An 18,325-nucleotide genomic window follows, 5' to 3' on the forward strand; every position below is an offset into this window, starting at 1 on the left:
AAGAAGGACCCACACCTGAAGTGGAAACGCCGTCCGATTCCCGACGACTTCTTCTCAGCAGGCGAGTGAACATCCAATGGAGTCCAATGCATCCAGTGAGAACACATCGGTTCCAGAGGCGCCGCCTTCCCAACCAGAAGTTCCCTCACAGGAACCGGAGGAGAATCCAGACGACAATATTGTAGTAGTACCTGGAGAAACAGGATCTGCCCCCGGGAATTGTCCCGGTGGGATGAACGAATTCTTTTTACAGATTGTGGGGATGCGAAAACGCGTCCCCTTTCTTTTTGGATTTTGACAACAGTTTCATAAATTAATCTGTTAAAGCAAAGAATGTTGTGCTTTTTGATATTGAATGTCCGATTAAAAAATGGTAAACTGTAGACATGTTTCTCATCTTCTGAACGGAGAAATCCTGTTTTATGGGCGTTCAAATTGTTAAATATGGCAAAGTTTTAGCCATGCCCTGTGCAAAACTGGCGAGGGCGAAGGGAAAACAGCCTGTCCATATGCCGGAAAGGTATCTTAGGACAGGAGTGACTAATATATATAGGGAGTGCTGGTGAAAATGGTTCAGATAGCGGTTATGGGCTATGGGGTTGTCGGTTCGGGCGTGGTGGAAGTTCTCACAACGCATACGGATCACATCGCAAAGCGTGCAAAAGAAGAAATTGGTATCAAGTATATTCTTGATTTAAGAGAGTTTCCTGACAGCCCTTTTGCGGATAAATTTACAAAGTCCTTTGACGACATTGTCAACGACCCAGAAGTCCGTGTGGTGGTGGAAGTGATGGGGGGCTTGCATCCAGCGTTTGAGTATACAATGCGTTGCATCGAAGCGGGAAAAAGCGTCGTAACATCCAATAAAGAACTGGTGGCGACCAAGGGTGCAGAAATCCTCAAGTTGGCACAGGAAAAAAATGTGAACTTCCTGTTCGAAGCCAGTGTGGGTGGAGGTATCCCCATTATCCGGCCGATTAGCCAGTGCCTGGCGGCAAATGATGTGATCGAAATTGCGGGAATCTTAAATGGTACTACGAATTTTATTTTGACAAAAATGATTCACGAGTCAATGGATTTCCAGGATGCGTTGTCCTTAGCACAGAAGCTGGGGTATGCAGAGCGGAATCCTGCAGCCGACGTAGAGGGCGACGACGCCTGCCGGAAGATTTGTATTCTGGCCTCTCTGGCGTTTGGCCGGCATGTTTATCCGGAACAAGTTCATACGGAGGGGATCACAAAGATTTCTTTGGCCGATGTAGAATATGCAGAGCAGTGGGGCGGCGTAGTAAAGCTGATCGGCCGTGTCAAACAGATGGAGAGCGGAAAGCTTCAGATCATTGTCTGCCCGATGTTTATTCCCCGTGAGAGCCAGCTGGCCAATGTGGACGATGTATTTAATGGAATCATGGTTCGTGGCGACTCAACCGGCGACGTAGTGTTCTATGGAAAGGGCGCTGGTAAGCTGCCGACCGCCAGTGCGGTGGTAGCCGATGTGATCGATTGTGTCAAACATTTTAAGGCCAGGAAGTATCTCTATTGGGGAGAGGGAAGCCCGGATTATATTGAGGATTATCTGGATGATAAGGTGAGCATGTATGTGCGCGCTAGTACGGATAACGAGGCGCTTGCCCTTGGCAACGCCGGTCACCTGTTGGGGAAAATTAACCATTTGACGCGCAAGAATGCACCGGCCGGCGAAATCGCCTTTGTCACAGAGGCGATGCCGGAACGTTTGATTGTTGCCAATTTAAAAAAGCTTTCTGAATTGGGAGTCACCATTGAAAATACCATTCGTATCGGAGAGCTGTGAGTGATATAGATATAGGAGAGAAGTAGAGCATGATAAGAATACAGATTCCGGCGACCAGCGCCAATTTGGGTTCTGGTTTTGATTCCTTGGGAATCGCTTTGACCATGTATAACCAGGTTTGGATGGAGGAGTCCGATACATTGGATATTTCCTCCAAAGATGATGTTAAGATTCCTACTGATGAAAATAACCTCATTTTTTGGGCCGCAAAACAGGTCTACGAGAAATGTGGCCGGAAGTTACCAGGGCTAAAACTGATTCAGCAGAATGATATTCCCATGGCGCGTGGGCTGGGCAGCAGTTCGGCTTGTATTGTGGCTGGCATTCTGGGCGCCAACCGTTTGCTGGGCAGTCCTTTGAGTACGACGGAACTGATTAATTTAGCGGCAGAAATTGAAGGCCATCCGGACAATACAACCCCCGCAATTGAGGGCGGTTTGGTGGCTTCTGCAATTGAAGCAGGCCGTGTTTACAGTGTTAGTGTACCGGTTTCAGAAAAGATTCGCTTTGCCCTGTTTATCCCTCCGTTTGAGTTAAAAACGGAGAAAGCCCGTTCCGTGTTGCCAGAGTCATATGCCCGAGCAGATGCAGTGTATAACTTGTCGCGTTCGGCACTGATGACCGCATCCTTGTTCTCAGGAAAGTTGGAAAACCTGCGTGTGGCGGTACAGGATAAGATTCACCAACCGTACCGTTCCGGATTGATCGACAACCTGGACAATGTGTTCCGCCTGAGCTATGAGCTCGGTTCACTCGGTACTTATGTCAGTGGCGCCGGCCCAACGATTATTTCGATGATCGACGTAGCGGATACAGATAATTTTGTCAAGTATGCTGCGGGACATTTAGAAGAGAAGGGCATTGCCGGCTGGCAGATCCGAATTTTGAAGGCGGATTCCAACGGCGCACAAATCTCCATTGCCTGAGGATGAGCTGACAAAGTGGGATAGACCGGTTTTCCGGTTTTGATAGGCGAGGTCTCTGCTTCCAGGATCGTGGTTCGGAAGCGGCGCTTTGCGTATTTTTATTGATTGAGAGATGGAGGATGAACCAATGAGCCTTATCGTTCAAAAATTCGGCGGCAGTTCTGTTGCAAATGCCGAACGCCTGTTCAACGTGGCCAACATCGTCACCCAAACATATAAGGAGGGCAATGATGTGGTCGTAGTGGTTTCCGCTCAGGGCGATACCACGGACGATCTGATTGCCAAGGCAAATGAAATCAACCCGAATGCATCAAAACGTGAAATGGATATGCTATTGACTTCTGGCGAACAGATTTCTGCTTCCCTCTTGGCGATGGCAATTGAAAAACTGGGCTTTCCGGTGGTTTCCCTGTTGGGGTGGCAGGCTGGCTTTTACACCAGTTCCGCCTATGGTGCGGCACGTATCAAGCGTGTAACGCCGGACCGCATCAAAAAGGAGATTGACAAGAAAAATATCGTGGTGGTGACTGGCTTTCAAGGGGTAAACCGTTACGACGATATGACCACATTAGGGCGCGGCGGTTCAGATACCAGTGCGGTTGCTATCGCAGCGGTTTTAAATGCAGACCTGTGTCAGATCTACACCGATGTGGAAGGGGTATTCACGGCCGACCCACGCAAAGTAAAAAATGCACGCAAATTGAGTGTGATCTCTTATGATGAGATGTTGGAATTGGCGTCTTTGGGGGCGCAGGTTTTAAACAATCGTTCTGTAGAGATGGCGAAAAAGTATAACATAGAGCTTGAGGTACTTTCTAGCCTGACCAAAGCGAAGGGCACCATTGTGAAGGAGGCAACAAAAGTGGAAAAAATGGTAATCAGCGGAATTGCAAAAGATGAGGATGTCGCACGCGTTTCCATCATTGGCGTGCCGGACCGTCCTGGTCTAGCATTTAAGATTTTCTCAAAACTGGCAGCGAAGAATATCAATGTCGATATTATTCTCCAGTCCATCGGAAGAAATGGGACAAAGGACATCAGCTTCACCGTCAGCCATGACAATTTGAAGGCGACCATTGATTTGTTGAATCCTTATGTGGATTTGATTGGTGCGACTAGCGTAGTTTACGATGAAAATGTAGCCAAAGTTTCTGCGGTTGGCGCAGGGATGGAAACTCACCCGGGCATCGCGGCGGAAATGTTTGAATCTCTTTATGAAGCCAATATCAATATCAAGATGATCTCCACCAGTGAGATCAAGATCTCTGTTTTGATCGATAGCAAGGACGCCGATAAAGCGGTTGCTGCAGTTCACGATAAATTCTTTGGCAGTGCATTGGATGCTTAATGATCGAACCTGGTTGTTGTTTGGGTCCCCTGAATGGGGACCCATTTTTTATTAGATCGATAAAGCAGAATGGTTTGCTTATAAAATTGTAATGATATAGATTTTTTTTGTGAAATATGTTATATTATGAACGATAAGAATTTTTGATCTGGCTATAAAAAAGAAACAGATCGTTTCTAGAGAGAGGGGAGTCTTGGATGGATTTCAGAAGGATTGATGCTTATCTCCAAGGGGCATCTCTGGATGGCTATCAGGATTTGGCGCACATTTTAGCCATGAATACGATCAAGATGGCGCGCGCTTTACGGTGTATGCGCCGAATGCTTCTCGCGTCATGTTGATTGGTTCGTTTAATGGTTGGACCGGTTACGATATGGAGCGGATGCCTTCCGGTGTTTGGACCATTTTTGTTCAAGGAATTCAGGAAATGGATATGTACAAATACCGGATCTTTACGGCGAAGGGGGAGGTGTATGATCGGGCGGACCCGTTTGCCTTTTACAGTGAGTTGCGGCCAAACACCGCCTCGTATGTGTACAACCTGAATCATTTTCCTTGGACAGATGGAAAATGGATGACCACCCGTGATAAGAACTACAATAAACCATTGAATATCTACGAAGTACATGCCGGTTCTTGGAAGGTCAAAGACGCCCCGAAGGATGCACGTTTTTATCGCTATGATGAATTGGCTGAGCTGTTGATTCCTTATGTCAAAAAGATGGGATATACCCACATAGAGTTACTTCCTTTGACAGAACATCCTTTTGACGGGTCCTGGGGGTATCAAGTGACGGGATATTTTAGCGCTACCAGCCGGTATGGAACCCCAAAACAGCTGATGCATTTTGTAAACCAATGCCATGAGCAGGGAATCGGTGTCATTATGGACTTTGTCCCTACTCATTTTGTCTCTGACTTTTATGCGCTGCATCAATTTGACGGCGGATTCGTCTATGAGAGCGAATATGAGGATCAACGGTACAGCGAGTGGGGAACAGTCCTCTTCGATTATTCAAAGCCCCATGTGATTAGTTTTTTACGTTCAGCAATCGACTTTTGGCTCACATATTACCACTTTGACGGAGTACGGTATGATGCGGTTGCAAACCTAATTTATCACAAGGGCAATCCCAATGACGCAGTCAATGAAACAGGGATTTGGTTTTTAAAAACCTGTAATTATGCGATTCAAAAACGTCATCCCAACGTGATGTTAATTGCAGAAGATTCCTCCAATTATTTGAAGGTCACGGCGCCGGTGGAATACGGGGGATTGGGGTTTGACTACAAATGGGACCTTGGCTGGATGAATGATACGCTCGACTACTTGGCGGTTCCTCCGGTACAGCGATCCGGCGTACACACAAAAATCAGCTTCTCCATGAGCTATTTTTACAATGATATTTTTTTGTTGCCGTTTTCACATGACGAGGTCGTACATGGAAAAAAGACGATTATTGATAAAATTGCAGGAAATTACGAAGAAAAATTCCATCAACTTCGCACGTTGTATCTTTATATGTTTACCCATCCTGGGAAAAAACTCAATTTTATGGGAAACGAATTGGCGGAGTTTAAGGAATGGGACGAGCAAAAGGAACTTGGTTGGAATTTGTTGACCTATCCTGCCCATGACGCATTCTGGAATTATCTCCAGACATTGCAACATCTCTACCTAGAAGAGAGCGCCCTTTATCAAGAGGAATATCATGCAAAGAGCTTTCAATGGTTGGATGTGAACGATGCAAGCCGCTGTGTGTTTGCGTACAAGCGGAGTGATTTAGCAAAGGAAGAGCTGTACATTGCCTTGAACTTTTCCAATCGCATGCATATGCATTATCCGCTGATGGTGGACCATTATGGGATATATGCGGAGATGCTGAATACGGATGAACTGCATTTTGGTGGAAAAGGAAAGACGAATGAGGGGGAATTGCGCACACAGCTCCAGAGCGGAAAATATTATCTGGACATCAACCTGGCGCCATTTGCCTCGTGTATCATCAAACGGATTGATACCACCGTACCTCGGATGCAGCCGGTTAAACCAATTGGCCGAACACATCAAAGTGCGCAAAAGGAAAAACAGCCAACAGAAGAATTACCTGAGGGAAGGGAATAAGGACAAAAAGAGGATGCCCCAAAACTACGAATCGTTCGATTCATAGGAAAGGGGCATCCTTTTTCTGTCTGGAAAAATATCTGGATTTCTAAAAAACGAGGGTATCCTGAAGTCATTTCATTACTTTTGGGACACCCTCCCTTGATCGATCTGTAAAGTTCTTCGTAACTTTTTATAGCAAATGAATGGCATACCCTTCGCAGGCATTCCGCATGCTATCCGGCCAGACAGAGGCCTGTACTTCGCCGATATGTGCCTTTTCCAATAGCGCCATGCATATGCGGGACTGCCCGATGCCGCCCCCCATGGTGAGTGGCAACCGCCCTTCCAATAACATGCTGTGGAAGGGCAACCGGGCGCGTTCTTCACAGCCTGCTGCGGCAAGCTGATGGCGCAGGGCTTCTGCATCCACGCGAATCCCCATGGAAGAGAGCTCCAGGGCGCGATTCAAAACCGGATACCAAATGATGATGTCGCCATTGAGAGACCAATCGTCGTAGTCCGGCGCGCGGCCATCATGAGGCTTGCCGGATTTCAATGCTCCACCGATTTGGGAGATAAATACTGCGCCATATTCCCTTGCCGCGGCATCTTCCCGCTGCTTTGGGGTCAGATCTGGATAACGGTCTTCCAGTTCCTGGCTGGTTACAAATGTGATTTCCTCGGGAATATAGGAATCTAAAATGGGAAAACGCTCGGTAAGAACCGCCTGCGTTTTATGTAAGACACCCATAATGGATCGAACAGCGTTTTGTAATGTTTCCATGTTGCGTTCCTCAGCCGTGATGACGCGCTCCCAATCCCACTGATCGACATAGACAGAGTGGAGGTTGTCGAGTTCCTCGTCCCGGCGAATCGCATTCATATCCGTATAGAGGCCCGTGTCTGCACGGAACCCATAGCGGGCAAGGGCCATCCGTTTCCACTTGGCAAGAGAGTGGACGATTTGAACATCGGCATGGATGTCTGCAACATCAAATTGGACAGGGCGTTCCACACCGTTTAAGTCGTCATTTAAGCCAGTTTCCGGGCGTACAAAGAGGGGGGCAGACACGCGGGTGAGGGAGAGGGCTGCGGCCAGCTCACGCTCAAAGGTATCCTTTGCAAGCTTAATTGCGACTTCGGTCTCTATAATATCGAGCTTTGATGTGTAATCCTTAGGTAAAATCAGGTTGCTCAAATCCATGCTTGGTTCATCCTTTCTCAAATGACAGCGCGGAAGACCAGTATAAGAGGGATACCGCTGCTGAACGTGCAAAATTTACGCCTTATTATAAACCAAAATGGGATTTTTTGCAATCCTAAAGGGAAGAAGTTTCATTTTTCTGGTTCTAACAGGAGATTTATATAGGATACATAGGCTTTCGTCTGCGGCGTAGTGGGGCTGCTTCCCGTCATAGCGTCTTGCAGAGGCCCCGGCAGTGACATAAAGAAACGTTGTACCTCCTGATGCTCCCTTAAAAAGTCGTAAAGCTGATCCTCCATGTGCGGCGCCTTCCTTTCTCGAAATCGGTGTGTATAGGGAAAGAATCCTTCATCTGATCCTATCTTTTACAAAACCGCCTTCTTTCATACAAAAGAAGCATGGAAAGGGTATTTCTGAGAACAGCCGATTTCGGCAATTTGAACGAAGCTGAGCAACGGAAATACAGAAAGTGGCGAATTTGTAACAAGAATGATAAATTTCCTCGAAATCGTATTAGAATCCCTTGCATATTCGATTTGATTGTGATATATTTAACATGCAATAAATTATTAGAAGATTGACCTGTGAAACTTTTGGTGGATCGGGTTAGTGAATTATGAAATGGAGGAACAAAATCATGTCTAAGAAAATCGTATTAGCAGGTGCTGTGCGTACTGCAATCGGTAAGATGGGCGGTGCACTGGCAAATGTTCCGGCTGCCACACTTGGCTCCATCGTGATCAAAGAGGCTCTCAAGAGAGCAAACGTTGCTCCCGACCAGGTTGATGAGGTTTTGATGGGCTGCGTTCTGCAGGCTGCTCTGGGCCAGAACGTTGCGCGTCAGGCTGCTGTCAATGCAGGTATCCCGATCGAGGTTCCGGCTTTGACGTTGAACAACGTTTGCGGTTCCGGCCTGAAGTGTGTGAACATGGCTGCTGCGATGATCGAAGCTGGCGAGGCAGACATCGTGGTCGCTGGTGGTATGGAGAACATGTCCTCCGCTCCGTATGCGTTGACCAAGGCTCGTTTTGGCTATCGCATGAACAATGCTACCATGATCGACACCATGGTGAACGATGCACTGTGGGATGCATTCAACGGTTATCACATGGGCATCACTGCTGAGAATGTTGCGGAAAAGTACGGCCTGACCCGCGAGATGCAGGACGAATTTGCTGCTTGCAGCCAGCAGAAGTGCGAGAAGGCACAGGCAGAAGGCCGTTTTGACGATGAGATTGTTCCGGTTCCGGTAAAGGTTAAGAAGGAAACCGTTATGTTTGCAAAGGATGAGGGTCCGCGTGCAGGCGTTACCGCTGAGGGCATTGCAAAGCTTCGCCCGGCATTTAAGCCCGATGGCGGCACGGTTACGGCGGCAAATGCTTCCGGCATTAACGATGGCGCAGCTGCAATCGTTGTGATGAGCGAAGAGAAGGCAAAGGAGCTGGGTGTCACCCCGATGGCTGAGTGGGTTACCGGCGCTTCCGCAGGTGTTGAGCCATCCATCATGGGTATTGGCCCGGTTGCTGCTACAAAGAAGGCAATGGCAAAGGCAAACCTCAAGGTGGAGGATATGGACCTGATCGAGGCAAACGAGGCATTTGCAGCGCAGTCTTTGGCCGTTGCAAAGGACCTCAACTTCGATATGGCGAAGGTCAACGTCAACGGCGGTGCAATTGCTCTGGGCCATCCGGTTGGCGCTTCTGGCTGCCGTATCCTGGTTACCCTGCTGCATGAGATGCAGAAGAGAGGTTCCAACTATGGCCTCGCTACGCTGTGCGTCGGCGGCGGTATGGGCGTTGCCTCCATTGTGAAGAACTACAAATAAGAAGCTGGGAGCGTTAAGACGATGAGCTATATTAAATATGAGCAGAATGGCTTCGTCGGCGTGCTGACGATCGACCGTGAGAAGGCTTTGAATGCATTGAATTCCGAAGTTTTGGCGGATCTCGACGCTGCTTTGGATGCAATTGATCTGGATTCCACCCGCTGCCTGATTATTACAGGCGCTGGTCAGAAGTCTTTTGTCGCCGGTGCAGACATCGGTGAGATGAGCACGTTGACCAAAGCAGAAGGAGAGGCCTTCGGCAAAAAGGGCAACGATGTGTTCCGTAAAATTGAAACCCTGCCGATCCCGGTGATCGCCGCAGTAAACGGCTTTGCACTCGGCGGAGGCTGTGAGCTTTCCCTGAGCTGCGACATCCGTTTGGCAGCGGAGAATGCTGTTTTTGCACAGCCGGAGACAGGCCTGGGCATTACTCCTGGCTTTGGTGGCACACAGCGTCTGGCCCGTACCATCAACGTGGGTAAGGCAAAGGAAATGATCTATGCTGGCACAAAGGTCAAGGCGCCGGAAGCTCTCAGCCTGGGTCTAGTCAATGCCGTGTATCCGGCAGAGGAACTTATGCCTGCTGCAATGAAGCTGGCGGAGAGAATTGCTGCCAATGCGCCGATCGCTGTCCGTGCTTGCAAGAAGGCGGTCAACGATGGCCTTCAGGTCAACATGGATGAGGCAATTGTCATCGAAGAGAAGTTGTTCGGCAGCTGCTTCGAGACGCAGGATCAGAAAAACGGCATGACGGCGTTTGTTGAGAAGCGCAAGCCCGAGCCGTTTGTCAATAAATAATTTGTATTTACATTCCGCACCGGCATCGCGTTCAAAAGGAAGGCGATACCGGTGCGGGCCAACATAATAAAGATTTAACAGGAGGTTTCTACTATGAAAATTGGTGTTATCGGCGCAGGAACCATGGGCTCCGGCATCGCACAGGCGTTTGCTCAGACAGAAGGCTATGAAGTAATGCTCTGCGACGTGAAGGCAGAGTGGGCTGAAAACGGCAAGGCAAAGATTGCAAAGGGACTCAATAAGAGAGTTGCAAAAGGCAAGATGGAGCAGGCTGCTGCGGATGCAATCCTGGCAAAGATCACCACTGGCACGAATGAAATCGTAGCAGATTGCGACCTCGTTGTAGAGGCTGCTTTGGAGAAGATGGAACTGAAGAAGGAGATCTTCAAGCAGCTGGAAGGCATCTGCAAGAAGGATTGCATCTTTGCAACCAATACTTCCTCCCTCTCTATCACAGAAATCTCCAATGGCCTTGATAGAGCCGTTGTCGGCATGCATTTCTTCAATCCGGCTCCGGTTATGAAGCTGGTTGAGGTCATTGCAGGCGAGACCACTTGCCCCGAGACCGTGAAGAAAGTCATCGAGGTTTCCGAGTCTATCGGCAAGACCCCGGTTCAGGTCAATGAGGCTGCTGGTTTTGTTGTCAACCGTATTTTGATTCCGATGATTAATGAAGCAGTCGGCATCTATGCTGACGGCGTTGCTTCCGTAGAAGGCATTGACACCGCCATGAAGCTCGGCGCAAATCATCCGATGGGACCGCTCGCTTTGGGCGACCTGATTGGTTTGGACGTTTGCTTGGCCATTATGGAAGTTTTGCAGTCTGAAACGGGCGATCCGAAGTACCGTCCGCATCCGCTGCTCAGAAAGATGGTTCGTGCTGGCAAGCTCGGCCAGAAAACTGGTAAGGGATTCTACGATTACACCAAATAAGAAACGATTTGGCGTAAATTTTAATTTGGAGGAACAGGTATGGATTTCGTACTGAGCAAAGAACAAGAAATGGCCCGTACGCTCTTTAAGGAGTTTGCGGAGAATGAAGTAAAACCTCTTGCACAGGAAGTTGACGAAACGGAACATTTCCCGAGAGCAACCGTTGAAAAGATGCAGAAGCTCGGTTTCATGGGAATTCCGCAGCCGAAGGAATTCGGCGGCCAGGGCTGCGACACACTCACCTATGTGCTGTGTGTCGAAGAACTCTCCAAGGTTTGTGCAACCACGGGTGTTATCGTTTCTGCTCATACTTCTCTGGGCACAGACCCAATTAAGAAGTTTGGTACTCCGGCACAGAAGGAAAAGTATCTGCGTCCGCTGGCTTCTGGCGAGTTGTTGGGCGCATTCGGCTTGACCGAGCCCGGCGCAGGCACGGATGCTTCCGGCCAGCAGACGAAGGCTGTCCTGGAGGGTGACCACTATGTCCTCAACGGCAGCAAGATTTTCATCACAAATGGTGGCGAGGCAGATATATATATCATCTTTGCAATGACGGATAAGAGCAAAGGCACCAAGGGCATCTCTGCGTTTATCGTTGAGAAGGATTTCCCGGGCTTCCGCATTGGTACAAAAGAGAAGAAGATGGGCATCCGTGGTTCTGCTACCACAGAGCTGATCTTTGAGAACTGCATCGTTCCAAAAGAGAACCTCCTTGGCCAGGAAGGCAAGGGCTTTGGAATTGCAATGACCACACTGGATGGCGGTCGTATCGGCATCGCGGCACAGGCGCTGGGCATTGCTGAGGGCGCGTTGGAGGAAACGATTGCCTATGTGAAGGAAAGAAAGCAGTTCGGCCGTCCGATTGCGAAGTTCCAGAATACGCAGTTCCAGATCGCCGACATGGCGACCAAGGTAGAGGCTGCTCGTTATCTGGTTTATCGCGCAGCGATTGCGAAGGATACAAAGAAGCGCTTCTCCGTCGAGGCAGCAATGGCAAAGTTGTACGCTGCAGAAGTCGCGATGGAAGTGACCACCAAGGCGGTACAGCTCCACGGCGGCTATGGTTACACGAGAGAGTACCCGGTCGAGCGCATGATGCGTGACGCTAAGATCACGGAAATTTATGAAGGCACCAGCGAAGTACAGCGCATGGTCATCTCCTCTAATGTAATTAAATAGTCGATAAAGGCCAGAAGGAGTGAAAATCTTTGAATATCGTAGTTTGCATTAAGCAAGTTCCAAATACCAACGAAGTGAAACTTGACCCGGTGACCGGTACCCTGATTCGTGAAGGTGTACCGAGCATCATCAACCCGGACGATAAAGCAGGTCTCGAAGCTGCTCTCCGTTTGAAGGATTCCATTGGTGCACATGTGACTGTGCTTTCCATGGGCCCAGCACAGGCGGATGCTGCTTTGCGCGAAGCACTGGCAATGGGCGCGGACGAGGCAATCTTGGTTTCCGACAGAGCTTTCGGTGGCGCTGACACTTGGGCAACCTCCACAACAATTGCCGCGGCGATCAAGAATCTCGATTATGATCTCATCATTACGGGCCGTCAGGCCATTGATGGCGATACGGCTCAGGTTGGACCGCAGATCTCTGAGCATCTCGGCATCCCGAACATCAGCTATGCAGAGGACATCCAGGTCGAGGGCGATTCCGTGATCGTTAAGCGCCAGTATGAAGATCGTTATCATACCGTAAAGGCAAAGATGCCCTGCCTGATCACCGCACTGAGCGAGATGAACAAGCCGCGCTATATGACGCCCGGCGGCATCTTTGATGCATACAGAGAGAAAGAAGTCAAGGTTTGGGGCCTGAAAGACATCACAGTTGACCAGGCGAATATCGGCCTGAAGGGCTTACCCACCAGAGTGTTCCAGACGTTCACGAAGAGCTTGAAGGCAGCTGGCACAGTTGTCCAGCTGGACCCGGAAGAGTCTGCCAACTACATGATCGAGAAGCTCAAGGAAAAGTTCATTATTTAATTTTGTAGTTTGTGATGACAACTGAGAATATTGAAAGTGGTGAGCAAAAAATGAATTTACAGGATTATCAGGGCGTATTTGTATTCGTCCAGCAGGTGGATCATAAAATCACTGGTGTTTCTTATGAGTTGCTCGGCAAAGGAAAGGAGCTTGCCGCAGACTTGGGTACAGAGGTTACCGCTGTTCTGCTTGGCTATCAGGTAGAAGATCTTTGCCCGAAGCTTGCCCGTTATGGTGCGGATAAGATCATTCTGGTGGATAATGAGGCATTGGAGCCCTACACTACAGAGCCTTATGCACATGCAATGTACAATGTGATTGAAAAGTACAAGCCCGCTGTGGTACTTTATGGCGCAACAGCAATCGGCCGTGACTTGGCACCGCGTGTGTCCGCTCGTGTACACACTGGCCTGACTGCAGACTGCACGAAGTTGGAAATCGATCCGGATACGAAGAATCTGAAGATGACTCGCCCGGCATTCGGCGGCAACATCATGGCGACCATCCTTTGCCCGGAGCATCGTCCGCAGATGGCAACGGTTCGTCCCGGCGTTATGCAGAAGATTAAGCCGATCGACGGTGCAGAGGCTTCGGTCGAGAAGTATGATCTGGCGTTCGAGAAGAACAACAAGTATGTTGAAGTGCTTAACGTTGTCAAGAAGGTCAGCGATAAGATCGACATCCAGGATGCCAAGATTTTGGTTTCCGGTGGCCGTGGTATGGGTTGCCCGGAGAACTTCAAACTTCTGCGTGATTTGGCAGATGTTCTCGGCGGTGAAGTAAGTGCGTCCAGAGCTTGTGTGGACGCAGGCTGGGCAGAGAAGGATGTACAGGTTGGCCAGACTGGTAAGACGGTTCGCCCGAACCTTTACATCGCTTGCGGCATCTCCGGTGCTATCCAGCACTTGGCCGGCATGGAGGATTCCGATGTGATCGTTGCGATCAACAAGGATGAGAATGCGCCGATCTTTGAAGTGGCGGATTATGGCATTGTTGGCGATGTCACCAAGATTCTGCCGATCTTCACGGAGAAGCTCAAGGAAGAGTTGGCTCTGCGCAACGCATAAGTAGTTTTTTCTTGAAAAAGCGGAGGGTGTCCCAAAAGTCATGAAATGACTTCAGGATACCCTCGTTTTTTAGAAACGCAGATATTTTTCCAAACAGAAAGAGGATGCCCTTTCCTATGAATCGAAAAATTCGTAGTTTTGGGACACCCTCTTTTTGTATCATGCAACACGAAACTAGACGAGAGGAGAGATACGATGTTATCATCCGAGTGTGCGGCTCATTTTTTAGAAAGGGATCAGCTGCTTCATATTGACATGTTGGAATGTATCCGGCGCGGAAACGCAACGTGTTTGTATGTGGGGGAAAGAGGTGTGCTACTTCGAGATGAGCCGTCGGGTACATTTATGCTCAGTGCAGAAACGAAAGCGGTTGTTGAAGAGTGCCTTCCTCTCATGCAGGGCGCGGAACTGTTGGTTTGTCACCAAGAGTTTTATGAAGAATTTGTATCGGAAGAATTGGGGTTGTCCCTAGGGGAACGTTGTCACCAAGCTGCCTATTTTAAGCAGACTTTTTTGCCGGAGACCGAACAGAAAGGGCAAGTTCGTCCATTGGATGAATCCTATCAACTTTTTGTACAGGAGCATTACCAGATGGTAACGGATGAGGACTATATCAAAGGACGCCTGCGTTCTGGAACCATGTATGGCATGTTTATCGATGGAAAACCGGCTGGATTTATCGGTATGCATGCGGAAGGGTCCTTGGGCCTTTTGGAGATTCTGCCAGAATATCGTCGTTGCGGATTGGCTTTTGCATTGGAGTCGTATGCAATCAACCGGATGTTGGAAAAAGGATGGACCCCATATGGACAAATTATTCTGGGGAATGCTGCTTCTACGAGTCTACAGCAAAAGTTAGGGCTATCGATTTCAAAGCAAACTTGTTATTGGTTGAGTCGTTAATTGTGACATTCTTTTGGACAAGCGGGAATCGTAAGGGTAACACGTGTGCCAACATTTTGTTTGCTTTCCAACTGTAGTCCATACTCCTTGCCATAATAGAGTTGAACACGTTCATGTACATTTTTGATACCGTACCCATCGGAATCCTGTGTCAATAGATTTGGAAGGATTTGCGGATTAATCCCTACACCATTGTCTTCTACGGTAAAGACGATGGTGTCTTTTTTTTGTGTTGCAGTAATTCGGACGGTTCCTCCGCCTTCAGGGCGTTGATCCACTCCATGGATAATTGCGTTTTCGACCAATGGCTGTAAAAGAAGGTTGAGCATCCAATCGGAATAGAGGCTTTCCTCAATGTCATAGATTGCATGGAATTGATTACTATGCATAATCCGTTGAATGTCGATATAAGAACGTGTGTTTTTGAGTTCATCGGCGACCGTAGTGACCTTTTTTCCTTTGTTGAGTGTTGTCCGATAGAACGTAGAGAGCAGTTGTGCCATCTCACTGATATCCGGAGCGTTTGCGCGTATGGCTCGCCAATTGATGAGGGAAAGGCAGTTATATAGAAAATGTGGATTGATCTGGGCCTGAAGAGCGCGCATTTCGGCTTCTTTTTGGGCCAACTTTCCTGTGTACACTTCATTGATTAATGCATTGATTTCATGTAGCATTCTTTGAAAGCTGCGAATGAGGTCTCCCACTTCATCGTGGGACTCGCTTGTGATGGTCACTTCCAGATTGCCAGCCTCCACCTTTTGCATGGCCTTACGAAGTTTTTCAATGCGATTGACTACAGCGTAAGAGAGCAGCCAACCGATTAGAACAACCAGAACTAAACAAATCAGAATAATCAATAGAACCGTCAAGACAATAGGAGTAGCCGCATCTGTAATCAGGTGAATGGGCTTGTACAAATAGACATTCCAATTGCAGGAGGGAATCTTTGAAGAGATGACACTATACTCCATGCGATTCCAGTGGACAGATGATGAGGGCGTTCCTAGAACAATCTCTACTGGAGGAATATTGGCTGTGTCCAGACCTGAAAAATCCTGCGCGTAGATTGTTTGTCCTGCTGAATCGACAAGATAGATCCCGCATGCGTTTTTAGAGAGTTCTTGTAGAGGGGAAAAGAGTTTTTCCGATTGAATGCCAATGTACAGAAGATTTTCGATAGAATTTCCACGGTAATAGGGGTCCGGCATACGACGGACAGAACAAATGGTACCTTTCGTGGGGGAGAACCAGTTGATTGTAGAAGAATGGATACTCACATCATACCAGAGTTCCGATCTAGCTTCTGCGAGAGGTATGACCATATCGCCATGTTTTTCCATGTTGGTTCCAGAATATAGGGTAATACGTTCGACTCCATCGTGTAAATTCTTCATAGAAAGGAACAAGGGAGAAATCGTCTCTGTATAAACGTCGTAGAGTTCCATATAATTGCTGTAAACTCGATTAGCTGCATCGTTTAAATCGGTATCGAAAGCTAAATAATCGGAAAGATTGTTATAAATTTGAATTTGGTTATCCAACGAGGCTGCAGCTTGTTGGAGAGAAGTCTGTAGATTGGCTTCCTCCTGTGCGACGAGAAGATCTTTTGTCTGTTGATAGCAAAAAGCTCCCAGAATGGTCACCGGGATGATACTCACCAGTAAAGAACACATCAATATCTTTTTACGAAATGTTAAATCTTTCAATAATTGGATGGGGGATTTCATATTAATCTTCCTTTTGTCGGAATTTCTCGGGACTACTTCCAAAATACTCTCGAAAACTCTGAATGAAATAGGAAACATTGGTGTAGCCAACGGCGTCACAGATAGCAACAACCTTCATATGCGTGTGTTCCAAAAGGTCTCTGGCCTTTTCCATACGAAATGCTTTAATATATTTGTTTAAGCCGCAACCCGTTTCTTTTTTGAAGATGGAACTCAAATAGCGAGGTGATAGATAGACAATTTCTGCCAGACTCTCCAAATTGAGTTCCTGATCGTAATGCTTACTGATGTATCGCTTTACAGTCTCAACGTAGTTGGAGGAAGTAGGGAAGCTCTGCGGAGATTCGTCCAAGCTTTTATCCAATATATTTTCGATTTCGTGATAGCTGTTGCTGCGGTAAATTGCCTCTACCTTTTTAAAAAGTACCTCTTCTGGAAAATGTGCCCAGGAAAGGGAGATGTCCCGCAACAGATTAGAAAAGAGGAATTTTACATACAGATGAGAAAAATTGGTCTGCCCCGCGTACTTTTCACAAAGGGTATGAATGTTTTGACGAACCAGGTCCAGATGATGTTCCTGCAGCGCTTGCTCGATGGATTCAAAGAGAGTAGATTCATCCTGTAAAAAAGCCTCCGAGCGAGGCGAAGCTACAGATGTTGAAAAGATATAGGTATTGGGCAGGAAAAAGCGCTTTTCCATTGCCTGTTCCAATGATTCGAATATGGTAGGAATTGCAGACGGCTCTGAGAAATCCTCACTGTAAGCTAGATAACAGTCTGCCTGATAGCGACGGCGAATGGCCCTTCGTAAATCCGCAGCTAAAGAGGGCCAGTCCGTTCTTCCAGCCGCATGAGGGAAAAACAATAGGCTTTGGCAGGGATTCAAATTGAGATAGTCAAATGGGATTGTCAATTGCTGCTTGAGTTCTTCAACAATACCAATACCTGCGTGTTCGAAGAAATCGCGGTTGAATTCCAAAAGTAGCATATTGGTATACTGAAACAAAAAAGAGAGATCGAATAGCGCTCCTGCGTCCGCCATGAGCGTGTGGAAGGGAATACCATTGACAAGTGAGTAAAGGAGATGTTCTCTCGCATAAGCTAGCCTCTGACTATCGCGTTCCTTTTCCATGCGGCGGGAGAGAACTTCTTCACAAACACGCTGGATGACTGTACAAAATTCTTGAATATTGACTGGCTTTAATATGTATTCCCGTACGCCTAACGACATAGCCGTTTTGGCGTATTCAAATTCACTGAATCCGCTGAAGAGAATGATGCGGATTTCTGGCTGTATGGTGAGGGCCTCTTTGGCAAGAGTCAATCCATCCATAAAGGGCATTCGGACATCTGTAAATAAAATATCCACAGGATGTTCCTGGAGATACTCTAGGGCAATTTTTCCATTGGGAGCCTGTGTGGTTGAAATGTCAAATTGGTATTTTTGTAACAGAAACAGGATCCCTTCTCGTTCTTCCAATTCATCATCAACGATCAACATCTGTAGCATTACAAAAACCTCCTTTTGGAAAAATAGATCTATTTTTCAAGATGATTTCAATGGGTTTAATCGAACAAACATCCACGGCGGAGGAAAGAAATTTTGTAAAATTTCGCAGAGGTAGTTTTTGGCCTTCGGTCCCCTTATATAATAAATATCATGATATGTGGAGAAAAGGGGGA

Annotated in this window: 17 protein-coding genes; 13 read left to right on the forward strand and 4 right to left on the reverse strand. The window is 47.7% G+C overall.

Annotated elements, in window-relative coordinates; genetic code table 11:
* Positions 1 to 76 precede the first annotated feature (76 nt).
* The 6 genes from ACGCCZ_RS07795 (at position 77) to glgB (ending at position 6,212) form a co-directional block, all read left to right on the forward strand.
* Positions 77 to 298 carry a hypothetical protein gene (locus ACGCCZ_RS07795; protein WP_411655732.1) on the forward strand — a complete coding sequence of 74 codons (222 nt, stop codon included), beginning with the start codon at positions 77 to 79 and terminating at the stop codon, positions 296 to 298.
* A gap of 270 nt (positions 299 to 568) precedes the next feature.
* Positions 569 to 1,813: a homoserine dehydrogenase gene (locus tag ACGCCZ_RS07800; protein ID WP_085532389.1), complete on the forward strand. Its 1,245-nt coding sequence runs from the start codon at positions 569 to 571 to the stop codon at positions 1,811 to 1,813.
* 29 nt (positions 1,814 to 1,842) lie between these two features.
* On the forward strand, positions 1,843 to 2,739 hold the full coding sequence (gene thrB, locus ACGCCZ_RS07805; protein WP_085532391.1) for a homoserine kinase: 897 nt from the start codon (positions 1,843 to 1,845) through the stop codon (positions 2,737 to 2,739).
* Positions 2,740 to 2,866: 127 nt separating this feature from the next.
* On the forward strand, positions 2,867 to 4,087 hold the full coding sequence (locus ACGCCZ_RS07810) for an aspartate kinase (RefSeq protein WP_054323036.1): 1,221 nt from the start codon (positions 2,867 to 2,869) through the stop codon (positions 4,085 to 4,087).
* 197 nt (positions 4,088 to 4,284) lie between these two features.
* Complete coding sequence (locus ACGCCZ_RS07815; RefSeq protein ID WP_411655733.1) at positions 4,285 to 4,428, forward strand: hypothetical protein; 144 nt, start codon at positions 4,285 to 4,287, stop codon at positions 4,426 to 4,428.
* Positions 4,395 to 6,212, forward strand: a complete 1,818-nt coding sequence (gene glgB, locus ACGCCZ_RS07820) for a 1,4-alpha-glucan branching protein GlgB (RefSeq protein ID WP_411655734.1) — start codon at positions 4,395 to 4,397, stop codon at positions 6,210 to 6,212. Before ACGCCZ_RS07815 ends, glgB begins: the two co-directional genes overlap by 34 nt.
* Positions 6,213 to 6,384: 172 nt before the next feature.
* On the opposite strand, the gene asnA is transcribed toward glgB, so the two are convergent.
* On the reverse strand, positions 6,385 to 7,392 hold the full coding sequence (gene asnA / locus ACGCCZ_RS07825; RefSeq protein ID WP_411655840.1) for an aspartate--ammonia ligase: 1,008 nt from the start codon (positions 7,390 to 7,392) through the stop codon (positions 6,385 to 6,387).
* A gap of 137 nt (positions 7,393 to 7,529) precedes the next feature.
* Positions 7,530 to 7,697, reverse strand: a complete 168-nt coding sequence (locus ACGCCZ_RS07830) for a hypothetical protein (protein WP_153802338.1) — start codon at positions 7,695 to 7,697, stop codon at positions 7,530 to 7,532.
* A gap of 338 nt (positions 7,698 to 8,035) precedes the next feature.
* On the opposite strand from ACGCCZ_RS07830, the gene ACGCCZ_RS07835 reads away from it, so the two are divergent.
* The 7 genes from ACGCCZ_RS07835 (at position 8,036) to ACGCCZ_RS07865 (ending at position 14,915) form a co-directional block, all read left to right on the forward strand.
* Entirely contained in the window at positions 8,036 to 9,223 is a 1,188-nt protein-coding gene (locus ACGCCZ_RS07835) for an acetyl-CoA C-acetyltransferase (RefSeq protein WP_054323035.1), read from the forward strand.
* A gap of 21 nt (positions 9,224 to 9,244) precedes the next feature.
* Positions 9,245 to 10,021, forward strand: coding sequence for an enoyl-CoA hydratase-related protein (locus tag ACGCCZ_RS07840; protein WP_085532397.1), 777 nt, complete (start codon positions 9,245 to 9,247; stop codon positions 10,019 to 10,021).
* 93 nt (positions 10,022 to 10,114) lie between these two features.
* Positions 10,115 to 10,954 carry a 3-hydroxyacyl-CoA dehydrogenase family protein gene (locus ACGCCZ_RS07845; protein ID WP_054323034.1) on the forward strand — a complete coding sequence of 280 codons (840 nt, stop codon included), beginning with the start codon at positions 10,115 to 10,117 and terminating at the stop codon, positions 10,952 to 10,954.
* Between the two features lie 39 nt (positions 10,955 to 10,993).
* Positions 10,994 to 12,133, forward strand: a complete 1,140-nt coding sequence (locus tag ACGCCZ_RS07850) for an acyl-CoA dehydrogenase (RefSeq protein ID WP_054323033.1) — start codon at positions 10,994 to 10,996, stop codon at positions 12,131 to 12,133.
* 29 nt (positions 12,134 to 12,162) lie between these two features.
* Positions 12,163 to 12,945: an electron transfer flavoprotein subunit beta gene (locus ACGCCZ_RS07855; protein WP_411655735.1), complete on the forward strand. Its 783-nt coding sequence runs from the start codon at positions 12,163 to 12,165 to the stop codon at positions 12,943 to 12,945.
* Between the two features lie 50 nt (positions 12,946 to 12,995).
* Positions 12,996 to 14,012 carry an electron transfer flavoprotein subunit alpha/FixB family protein gene (locus tag ACGCCZ_RS07860; protein WP_054323170.1) on the forward strand — a complete coding sequence of 339 codons (1,017 nt, stop codon included), beginning with the start codon at positions 12,996 to 12,998 and terminating at the stop codon, positions 14,010 to 14,012.
* Positions 14,013 to 14,324: 312 nt separating this feature from the next.
* Entirely contained in the window at positions 14,325 to 14,915 is a 591-nt protein-coding gene (locus ACGCCZ_RS07865; protein ID WP_158088959.1) for a GNAT family N-acetyltransferase, read from the forward strand.
* Here ACGCCZ_RS07865 and ACGCCZ_RS07870 read toward each other — a convergent pair.
* Both ACGCCZ_RS07870 and ACGCCZ_RS07875 read right to left on the reverse strand, forming a co-directional pair.
* Positions 14,912 to 16,642 (reverse strand): sensor histidine kinase, encoded by a 1,731-nt coding sequence (locus ACGCCZ_RS07870; protein ID WP_411655736.1) that lies wholly within the window; start codon positions 16,640 to 16,642, stop codon positions 14,912 to 14,914. The genes ACGCCZ_RS07865 and ACGCCZ_RS07870 overlap by 4 nt on opposite strands.
* 1 nt (position 16,643) lies before the next feature.
* A complete protein-coding gene (locus tag ACGCCZ_RS07875; RefSeq protein ID WP_085532403.1) occupies positions 16,644 to 18,152 on the reverse strand; it encodes a response regulator in 1,509 nt (502 codons plus the stop codon).
* Positions 18,153 to 18,325 lie beyond the last annotated feature (173 nt).

The sequence above is a fragment of the Anaeromassilibacillus sp. SJQ-1 genome, assembly GCF_046693725.1.
Lineage (GTDB): Bacteria > Bacillota > Clostridia > Oscillospirales > Acutalibacteraceae > Anaeromassilibacillus.